Consider the following 9,648-nt stretch of genomic DNA (forward strand, 5'->3'; position numbering starts at 1 on the left):
GGGTGAGGCGGGGAAACGCCGCTTACCGCTTCGGCACCAGGATATTCTTCAGCTTGACCATCAGCTCGGAATCGAGCTCGAAGAACTCGTTCACGGCTTCCACGACCCGGGTGCCGGGAATCGGGTTGATGATGAGATTGGCCTTCTTGGCCTCGGCCAGCAGCGCGGGGTCCTTGAAGGTGGCCGCGAAAGCCTTGCGCAGGAGTTCCACGCGGTCCTTCGGTGTGCCCGGAGGCAGCGAGAAGGCTCTCAGGATCTCGTGGGCATTACGTCCGACGACGTTTGCCAACTGGCGCTGCTCCGCGGTCTTGGCCAGCTCGACGATGTTGGGCACGCCGGCGAGCCTTGGGTGCCGGCCGACGCCGACCTGCACGACGAAGTTCAGCTCACCGGGAATCCGCTTGGGCCAGAACGACAGGATGACGTCGGGACTCCAGCAGCCGCCGAAGACCTCGCGCTTCTCGATGGCCAGGCGGATCCGGGCGGCGCCCCCGTAACCCTCGATCAACTGGTAGGGAACCGGCGTGATGGCGCCCACCAGCCTGGGGATGTCCGAGATGGAGCTTCCCGGCCCCATGCCGCCGAGCTTGAGGGGTTGCTTGGCCGCGAGCCACTGTTCGAAGTTGGTGATGCCGCTGTCCTTGGCGACGATGCACGCGGTGTAGCTGGGCTTGGGGACGGTGATCCATTCGAACTTCCGGGCGTCGAACTGGACCCGCTTGTTCCCCAGCACCTGCTGCAGCACCAGCGTCCCCACCCAGTGGCCGATGGTGAGGCCGTCGGGCTTGGCCTTGTTGTACATGTAGTTGGCCGCGATCAGGTTGCCGGCGCCGGTCATGCTGGTGACCAGGGTCCGCGGCGATCCCGGTATGTGCTTGCCGATGTGCCGGCCCACCAGCCGCGCGTACGTGTCGAAACCCCCACCTGGGGCGGAGCCCACGATGATGCGGATGGTCTTGCCCTTGTAGAAGTCCTCGGCCGAGGCCGCGGTGGCGGCCACGACGGCCATGACGATACCCGCCGCCAGGGCCACACGGAGCACGGAACGGAGATACGGTCTCATGGTGTTACTCCTTTTCGGAAAGAGACGGTTTGGAGCCCGGCGGCCCGTTACGGACCGTCCGGCATCATGCGCCGGGAAGCTCAACGGTACGAATTCCTCGATGTCTCTGCAACCGGCGATGATCTCGGCCCGTGAGTTTTTCGCACGTTCTGCCATCAGAGGACTTCCACTGCCTTGAGCGCGATCTCCATGGCGCGCTTCTCGGCCTCACGAGCCGGCGGTCCGTGGAAGCCGAGCTTGCCGGTGACGCACTCGTCGGAAACCGCCAGCACGGCGCCCGCCTTGGCGCCCTTGACCTGGGCCACTGTGAGGAAGGCGGCGGTGACCATGTCAATGGCGGCGATGCCTTGTTGTTCCAGGTCGGCCAGCAGCTCCGGCGTTTCCCGGAACAGCGCATCGGTGGTGAACACGCGGCCGTGGTGGACCGGGACGCCGAGGTTTTCGGCCGCGCGTGTCAGCGCTTCCACTACGCGCGGGTGGGACACGGTGTCGAAGTCTTCGGGAACGTATCGCGGGCTTGCCCCGTCCCCCCGCACGGCACCCGTGGCGATGACGACATCGCCCACCTTGACGCCTCCTTGCAGCGAGCCGCAGCTCCCCACCCGCACCAGGGTTTCTACGCCGGCGGCGCACAGTAGCTCGGTGGTGATGGCGGTGTCCGGGGAGTATCGCCCGCCGTTGCCCACCGTGACGCGGCGCCCGCCCAGGGTGCCGGTGTGCATTTCGTAGTCCTGGAAGGCGAGGGTCTTGCGCGGGTCCTCGAGGGCGAGCCGCAGCCGCGCGGCCCGTTCGCGGGGGCCGGGCACCAGGGCCACCTTTCCGAGGGCGCCGGGCTTGACTCCGAGCCGGGCGAGCATTCCCTCCGCGGTAATGTGGGGTTCGTTCCTCATGGCTCATGAGCCGGCGCGACCGGTCCCGGCGGCACATCCACGGCCCGGCCCAACCGCAGCAGGATCAGCCTGAAGGCTTCCACCTCCCGGTCCAGGCCTCGCCGGACCGCCTCGGTGTAGATCTCCGCCTGGTGGCGGTAGTCGTTCATGATACGGCCGACGCCGTCGTCGGCAACCTGGTCGGTCTTGTAGTCGGCCACGTAGAGCCGTCCGTCCCGTTCGTAGACCAGGTCGATGACGCCTTCCATGACCTGCCCGTTCCAGGGCATGACGAAGGGCATCTCGCGTCCCAGGATGCGCGCGGACCGAAGCTCGTCGTAGACCTCGGAACGGGCTAGGGCGGTCCAGATCTTCTTCAGTTCCCGGATGAGGACCTGCTTCTCAGCCGCGGGAAGGGCGGGCGCGTGCTTGGCGACGGCTTCGTCCAGGTTCTCTTCGACGCGCTCGGTCTGGAAGTCCCAGTGCTCTAGCACCCGGTGGGCGAGCGTCCCGAGCGCGAGGGCGGTGTCGCGCTCGAGACCGTCTGCATCGGGCGTGCCCGCGGCGCGGGGCTGCCTCACGTCCGCTTCCGCCGCCTCGCCGGCGGCCTTGAGCCGGGTGGGGGTGAGGAAGATCGGGGTTTGGCGGCGGGCGTCCCAGTCCTCCCGTCGCCGGCGCCACAGGTCTTCGTACCACGTCCAGTCATCCGCGTCCGGCGGTGCCGGCGGTCGGCCGTCGCGTTCCTCGGCCGCCGCGTCCTCCACGACTACCTCGACTTTCATCTCGCCCGCGTCGCAGCGGACAGCGCCCGGCCCGGCCTGGGCGAAGTTGACGCCGGTTGCCTCGTCCAGCATGGCCAGCAGGCTGTCGCTCGGAGCCTTCGACGCCCGGTCCCTTTCCGCGAAGGAAATCACCAACCGCTCACGCGGCCGGGTCATGGCCACGTACAGCAGCCGGCTGCGCTCGTACTCCTCCCTTTGGCGCCGTTTCGCGTCAAGGTAGACACCGGCGAGGCTCGACAGTTCGCCGATGCGCAACCCCGTCAGCCCGGTGGCCCAGTCCCGCCGCACCTCGGCCTCCAAGGACCGGTTGCCGCCAGTGCCGCCCATGGCGTCCACCAGCACCACCATGGGGAACTCCAGACCCTTGGCGCGATGGATGCTCATGATCCTGACGGCGTCCAGGGTCTCTTCCTCCAGCGGGCTCTCGGGCTCGTTCTCCCTGTCCAGGACCCGGCGTTCCAGCTCCGCGACCACGTCCTTCAAGGTGCCGCTGCCTTCCGCGCTGGTCTCCTCGGCCACGAGCCGGACCTTGTCCAGATTGGCCACGGCCTGCTGGCCGGCCGCGGTACTTGCCGCCAGGACCGACAGGGGCAACTCCTTGAAAACCCGCTCCACCGCTTGCCCGGCCTCCAGGAAACGCACCTCGCGGTGCAGGCGGTCGAGGCGCCGGTAGAGATCCAGGGTCGTCCGGGGAAGGTCCACCCAGCGATGGTCGGCCGCCGCGCGGTAACTCAGGAGACTCTTCCGGCTCAACTCGTAGATCTCCACGTCGTCATGTCCCCCCAGCGGCGAGCGCAGCACTCCCACCAGCGCCAGGCGGTCATGCGGGTTGTCGATAGCACGCAACAGATTGACCGTGTCCACGACTTCCTGGGTGGCGTAGAAGTCGCGCTCGCCTTCCACGACGTAGCCGATGCCGCGCCGGCGCAGCGCTTCCAGGTAGACCTGCACGTTGGTGAGGGCGCGCAGGAGAAAGGCCACGTGGCCGGGCCGCGCGCGCACGAGGCTGCCGTCGCGGTCGCGGAAGGAGACGCGGCCGAGGATTTCCTCGTCGAGCCAGCGGGCCAGGGACTCCGCCTCCAGCCGGCGCGCGGTTTCGGCATTCAGCTTGCGGTCCGCCGCGGTTACCCGGCGCACCCGCACCGGCCCTGGACTTGATGCTTCCGGCGGCTCCAGGGCGCCATCAAGACCGGGCTGAAGCGCGATGTACTCCGGCTGCAAACCCGGTTCCTCCCGGATCAGGTTCCGGAAGATCCCGTTCACCGCGTCCAGGATGCGGCTGTCGCTGCGGAAGTTGGCCGTCAGCGGGTAGCGGACCCCTCCCTGGGCCACGATCATCTCCTGGATGATCTTCAGGTAGGCTTCGATGTTGGCGCCGCGGAACCCGTAGACGGACTGCTTGGGGTCCCCCACCACGAAGAGCTTGTCCGGGGCCAGGCGGATGTCGCGCCAGGTCGCCGCGCGTTGGGACCGTTTCTCGCACAGCCACAGCAGGATCTCGTACTGGAGCGGGTCGGTGTCCTGGAACTCGTCCACCAGGATGGCCTTGTACCGGTCCTTCAGCTCTTCGCGGATGCGCGAGTGGTCGCGCAGCAGGTCGCGGGCGCGCACCAGCAGGCCGTCGAAGGTCACCAAGCCCTTGCGGGTGAAGTCCGCGCGGCACTGCCGCGCGAAGGGCGTCAGCAGGGCGCAGAGCCGGTCCATCCGCCCGCGGTCGACCTGGGCCAGTGCGCCGGCGGCCTTCAGGACGTCGCGGGCGCGTTCGAGATCGTCCTCGTTCCACCCCTTCACGGCGGACGGTTTCCATTGCAGAAGGCTCAAATCGTCGGGGTCGACGGAGACGGCTTCGGCGGGAGCCGAGCGCATCGACCGGATCACCTCCCGCGCCACCGCAAGCGCCTGCTCGTTCTTCCGCTGTTCCGGGTGACGCGCGATGAGACACGTTACGGTTTCGTCCAGATCGCCCAGCCACTCCTCCAGGACCTCGGCGGGGTCACCGACTGCGCCGGCGCGCCGGATTCCCTCCAGATCCACGTTCTCCGCGCACAAGCCCCGCGCCAACTCCCCGATCTGCTCCAGCGGGAAGCGCGCGAGGACCTGCTTCCACTCCCCGGTCCTCGGCCCGGCGCTCGACAGCTCGCCGTCGAGCCACAGGCCCCAGGAGGTGTCGAAGTGCCTCCGCAGAAGCCGGTCGTCGCCTTCGCGGAACCCGGGGTCGAGCCCGGTCTCCAGCGGGTAGAGCCGGAGCAGCGATGCGGCGAAGCCGTGGATGGTGCCGATCTGGGCCCGCTCCAGGTCCGCCAGCGCCTTGCGGGCGCGGTCGCGGACATCGTCCGGCGCGAGTCCGTAACGTTCGCACAAGGCATCGGCCTCTTCCGTCCCGCCGTCCACCGCCGGCCGCGGCCGTGCCGCGCCGGTCTCCGCCAGCGCTTCCAGGCGGTCGCGCAGCCGCGCCTTCATCTCGTTGGCCGCCTTGTTGGTGAAGGTCAGGGCCACCAACTCGGTCACGCGCACCGGGGCGGGCTCGCGGCGCATCAGCAGGTTGACGCAGCGCTCCACCAGCAGGGTGGTCTTGCCGGTGCCCGCGCCCGCGGTCACCACCACGTTGCGGTCGAAGGTGGTGGAGGCCAGCCGGCGTTCCCGTTCGTCCGCGGGCGGGGTCGTCATGACGTTCCGGTCTCCCCCGTGAGCTTCATCCGGCGGATACGCGCCAGCGCCTCGGCCGCGGGATGCCTGGCGGCGCGCGAGGCCGACGGGAAGTGGTCCTTGCGGCAGATCTCCCTTACCTGGCAGAAGCGGCAGTAGTCATCGCTCGGCACCATCGGGAACTCGCCGTCCCGGATCCCCCTCAGCAGGCGCGCGACGGTGTCGCGAATCTTCCCGCCGGCGGGCTCTTGCCACGACTGGCCGGTAAGTTCTTTCGCGACCAAGGGACCGTTTTCCCAGCGTGGAGCCAGGAAGTACCAGGCCGCGTCGATGGCGCCCGCGCCGGCCGCTTCCCGGCCGATTTCACCGCCGCCGGCCAGCAGCAGGTAGATGGGCAGTTGCAGCCTGCGCCCCTGGAGCGCGGCGAGCACGGGGTTCCTGTCCACCGCCCCGGGCGCCCTGCCGCTCTTGTACTTGTAGTCGATGACCCGATACCGGCCGCCCCGCGCATCGTGGTCGACGCGGTCGAGCCGGCCCTGGAGCGGGAGACCGCGCAGGTCTTCCGGCCAGTCGGCGTCGAGTTGCGCGGTGAGGTCCTTCTCCAGTCCCACGGGGCGAAAGCCCGAGTCCATCATTTCCCGCCGGTCCGCCCGCACCGCCTCGCGCAGCATGGCCAGCAGCTCCTCCTTGGACGCTTCCCACGCCGCCGGGTAGCCCGTGGGGCTGCGTTCCTCGAAGGCGGACAGGACCCAGGCGGCGGCGCTGTCGAGCCACTCGCGCCAGCCGTCCCCGAGAGCGCGGTCAAGGTCCTCGTAGAAGGCTTGGAGTATCTCGTGACAGATCTGTCCCTGCTCCAGCGCCTGGATCGGCGCGGTCCACTCGGGACGCTCCAGCCGTTCCAGGCGCAGCACGCGGCCGGCGAAGTACTGGAAGGGGCAGCGCCCGTAGGCTTCGAGGGTCGTCGGCGAGATCCGGCGTTCCAGGAGGCGGTCCCACGCTTCCGGGAGCGGGCCGGTGTCGCCGTCGAACGGTCCCGGCGTGCCGGCGCCGTCGTCGAGCGCGCGGATGGCCGCCAGGCTCTTGTCGAGGTTCTCCATGGACGCGCCGGCGATGCGGGCGTGCGGGCGCGGGTCGTCGCCGCTCAGTGCCCGGCGCACCGCCAGTTCCTCGGGCAGGAGCCATCGGGGATCGTCGAAGGGCGGCGTGCCGCGCTTGCCCAGGACGCTCTTGGGAATGGATCGGGACTCCATGCCGCCGGCGTCCGTGTCCTTGGCGGGGGCCACCGCGCGGAGATACCACGACGGGGCCAGCGCGCGCCCGGCCGAATCGGCCCGCGGCCAGGTGCAACAGAGGCGCTCGGCGGCCGCCCCCGACAGCAGCGCGAACAGCAGCCTCTCCTCGTCGTAGCCCGCCAGCTTCGAGGAGATCTTGTAGCCCAGCACGGTTTCCAGCGTGCGCCGGGCGCGGTCCGGCAGGAACGGGTCCTCCCGGATGGTGCGGGGAAACACGCCCTCGTTCATGCCCACGAGGAAGAGGGCGCGGAACGGGATGCCCCGGGCCGCGCCGGCATCCAGCAACTGCACGCCCGGCACGGGCACGCCCATCAGCGCCACCGAGGCCCGTTCCAGCGATTTGCGCAGCGCGGCGGCGAAATCCGCCAGCCGCACCCTCCCGCCGACCGTGTCCAGGGCCGCCAGCCCGGCGAAGGCGTCGTCGATGGCGCGGGTCACCTCGGCCTCACCGTCATCCGGCGCCGGGGCCAGGAAGCGGTCGATGAGCGCGCGCCAGCGGGCCGCGAGATCGGACCAGGCGGCTTGCCGCGGCAGCGCGTTCAGATCCCGGTGCAGAGCCTCGACCGCGTCCAGCAGCGCGCCGAGTTGTGCCGGGCCGACGCGAAGGCGGCGTCCCTCTTCCTCCTCGTCCACGAGGTTCAGTTCGAGGCTCGTGTCGCGGTAGCGTTCCAGGCGCCGCCACTCGCTCATGCCGCGGCCGATGCCCAGGGATCGCGTGGCGACGTCCCACAGTTCGGGCCGGGGCTCCACCGGTCTGCCGAGGACGCCGGCGAAGTCGAAGTGGTGGGACGCGAGCAGGTCGATGACCGCGGCGCGCGGGTAGTCCCGGACCGGCAGGTCCAGCAGCCCGAGCACGGCCCGTACCCGCTGGGAGCGGTGGAGGGGCTCCCGCGCGGGCGTGTGGAACGGGATGCCGTGGGCGGGGAAGATCTCCCGGATCCACGGCAGATACGGGTCGAGGGTGCGCGCCACCACTCCCGTGTGCCGGAAATCGAGTCCTTCCTCCTCCGCGAGGCGGAGCAGGTGCTTGGCCACGGTGAGGACCTCGTCCCGCGGGTTGGCGCAGTCGAGAACCTCGCGGCGGGGGGCCGGGCGAGGCGGAGTCCCCGGCGCGGGAAGGCGGCCTTTCCCGGTGGCTGGTCCGTTCGGTTCCCGGCGGCCCGGCTCGTGCGGTTCCGGGCCCCCGGAGGCGGCAGCGGTTTCCCCGCCACCGCCCAGCAGGTCCACGACGTCATCCGCCCCGGCGAGGCCGCGCAGGTAGCGGTCGAAGAAGTCCCGGGCGAAGGACCAGTCGGCATCCCCTTGAGCAAGTGGGTAGAACAGGGTCACCGGATGGTGGGCGGCGATGCTTTGGAAGAGCTCCAACTGCGTCTGGGTCAACTCGTAGAAGCCGTAGTAGCAGATACGCTCGAACTGCCCGAGCCAGCGCGACCGCGGTGCCTCCAGCGCGGCCATGCCGTCCAGGTCCTGGTGATCCCGCGCACGCCACTCCGGGAAGCGCCGCGTCACGTCCCGGTGCAGTTCGAAGAGATCGTGCAGAGCGTCACGGTCCCGGGCGGCGAAATGGCCTTCGCGCAGCGCGTCCAGCGCCAGCTCGGGGTCCACCATGGCGTCCTTGAGGTCGCGCAGGCTCTGCCATAGCGCGCCGCAGCCCCCCTCGTTGTCGGCGATGCGCGCGAACCGGCCATGTGCCGGAAGCACGCGTTTCAGCGCCTCTTCCATGAAGATCTCGTCCCGCAGGGCCGGTTTTTCCGGTCCGTGAGCCTCGTGAAACAGGCTCAGGGTGAGTTGGGAGAAGGTGAGGATGTGGGTGTTCAGGAGATGGAGGCCGTGCTCGTGAGCGAGCAGGAGCTTGACCCGCCGGCGCAGCGTCTCGGACGGCACCACCAGCAAGAGCGGAGCGAGACGGTCGCGTGCGCGCAGCGCCCGGACCTCGCCGGCGAGGGCGTCTTCCAGGTGCGGGTGATAGGGACCGAGAACGATGTTCATGGAGCCGCCGGAATCGCGCCCTTCGACTTCGCTCCGCTGGCGCTCCGCTACGCTCAGGACGAACGGGAGAGCGTCATCACGCCCGTTCGTCCTGAGCGTAGCGGAGCGAAGTCGAAGGACATCCCGAACAATCGGGGTCTCCCAGGACTTTGGCAGACCCGTTACGCATTGCCAAGGTCGGCGAGGCGTTGCTAATCTCGATCTTGTGAGAGTCCACTTTCTAGGATCCGGGGACGCCTTCGGCAGCGGCGGGCGGAACCAGACCGCGTACCTGCTGGAGGACCGGTCGCACCTGTATCTCCTGGACTGCGGCCCCTCTACTCTCCCGGCCCTCAGGCGCGCCCGCCTGGACCCGGCGAACCTCGACGCGGTCATCCTGAGCCATCTGCACGGCGACCACTTCGGCGGGTTGCCCTTCTTCTTCATCCACTACCTCTACGACCGGCCCCGGACGCGTCCGCTCGTGGTGGCCGGGCCGCCGGGCACCGAGGAGCGCGTGCGCGCCCTCATGAGGCTGATGTACGGCGCAAAGGAGTTGCCCTTCGCCGTCTTCACCGAGATGGAGCCCGACACCGTCACCGCCGTGGCCGGCGCCGAGGTGCTGGCCTTCCAGGTGCCGCACCAGACCGACGCCGTTTCCTTGGGACTCCGGGTGACGGCGGCGGGCCGCACCGTGCTCTTTTCCGGCGATTCAAGCTGGACGGACCAGTTCGTCGCGCACAGCCGCGGCGCGGACCTGTTCATCTGCGAATGCTGCTTCTACGACGATCCGTCCACGTCGCACATGAGCTACGTGCAGGTCGCCGCCCACCGGGAACAACTGGAGTGCAAGCGGCTGATCCTGACGCACATGGGGGAGGAGATGTTGGCGCGGCGCCGGTCGCTGCCCATCCGGACCGCCGAGGATGGAATGGTCGTGGACCTTTAGTGTCGCGTCCCGCAAATACCTGCGATAATTTGCTGGTCTTTTTTGCCGTCGGCTGCGTTGCTCTTCCTCGCGTGGTGCC

The 9,648-nt window shown here is 69.3% G+C and carries 5 protein-coding genes; 1 reads left to right on the plus strand and 4 read right to left on the minus strand.

The features are described 5' to 3' along the window. Positions 1 to 22 precede the first annotated feature (22 nt). The 4 genes from OXU42_07095 to OXU42_07110 form a co-directional block, all read right to left on the minus strand. Positions 23 to 1,063, minus strand: a complete 1,041-nt coding sequence (locus OXU42_07095; protein MDE0029147.1) for a tripartite tricarboxylate transporter substrate-binding protein — start codon at positions 1,061 to 1,063, stop codon at positions 23 to 25. Between the two features lie 155 nt (positions 1,064 to 1,218). After that, complete coding sequence (locus OXU42_07100; protein ID MDE0029148.1) at positions 1,219 to 1,953, minus strand: hypothetical protein; 735 nt, start codon at positions 1,951 to 1,953, stop codon at positions 1,219 to 1,221. Beyond that, positions 1,950 to 5,381, minus strand: coding sequence for a UvrD-helicase domain-containing protein (locus OXU42_07105; GenBank protein MDE0029149.1), 3,432 nt, complete (start codon positions 5,379 to 5,381; stop codon positions 1,950 to 1,952). The genes OXU42_07100 and OXU42_07105 overlap by 4 nt, the downstream gene beginning before the upstream one ends. Next, on the minus strand, positions 5,378 to 8,641 hold the full coding sequence (locus OXU42_07110; GenBank protein ID MDE0029150.1) for an exodeoxyribonuclease V subunit gamma: 3,264 nt from the start codon (positions 8,639 to 8,641) through the stop codon (positions 5,378 to 5,380). The genes OXU42_07105 and OXU42_07110 overlap by 4 nt, the downstream gene beginning before the upstream one ends. 205 nt (positions 8,642 to 8,846) lie before the next feature. Here OXU42_07110 and OXU42_07115 point away from each other — a divergent pair, with 205 nt between their 5' ends. Further along, a complete protein-coding gene (locus tag OXU42_07115; GenBank protein MDE0029151.1) occupies positions 8,847 to 9,569 on the plus strand; it encodes an MBL fold metallo-hydrolase in 723 nt (240 codons plus the stop codon). The last annotated feature ends 79 nt before the right edge of the window (positions 9,570 to 9,648 follow it).

Source organism: Deltaproteobacteria bacterium (assembly GCA_028818775.1).
Taxonomy (GTDB): Bacteria; Desulfobacterota; Binatia; order UBA9968; family JAJDTQ01; genus JAJDTQ01.

Excerpts from the sequence above, each read along its gene's own strand:
- OXU42_07105 (MDE0029149.1), bottom strand. The coding sequence starts at position 5,381 with ATGACGACCCCGCCCGCGGACGAACGGGAACGCCGGCTGGCCTCCACC.
- OXU42_07100 (MDE0029148.1), bottom strand. The coding sequence starts at position 1,953 with ATGAGGAACGAACCCCACATTACCGCGGAGGGAATGCTCGCCCGGCTC.
- OXU42_07110 (MDE0029150.1), bottom strand. The coding sequence starts at position 8,641 with ATGAACATCGTTCTCGGTCCCTATCACCCGCACCTGGAAGACGCCCTC.
- OXU42_07095 (MDE0029147.1), bottom strand. The coding sequence starts at position 1,063 with ATGAGACCGTATCTCCGTTCCGTGCTCCGTGTGGCCCTGGCGGCGGGT.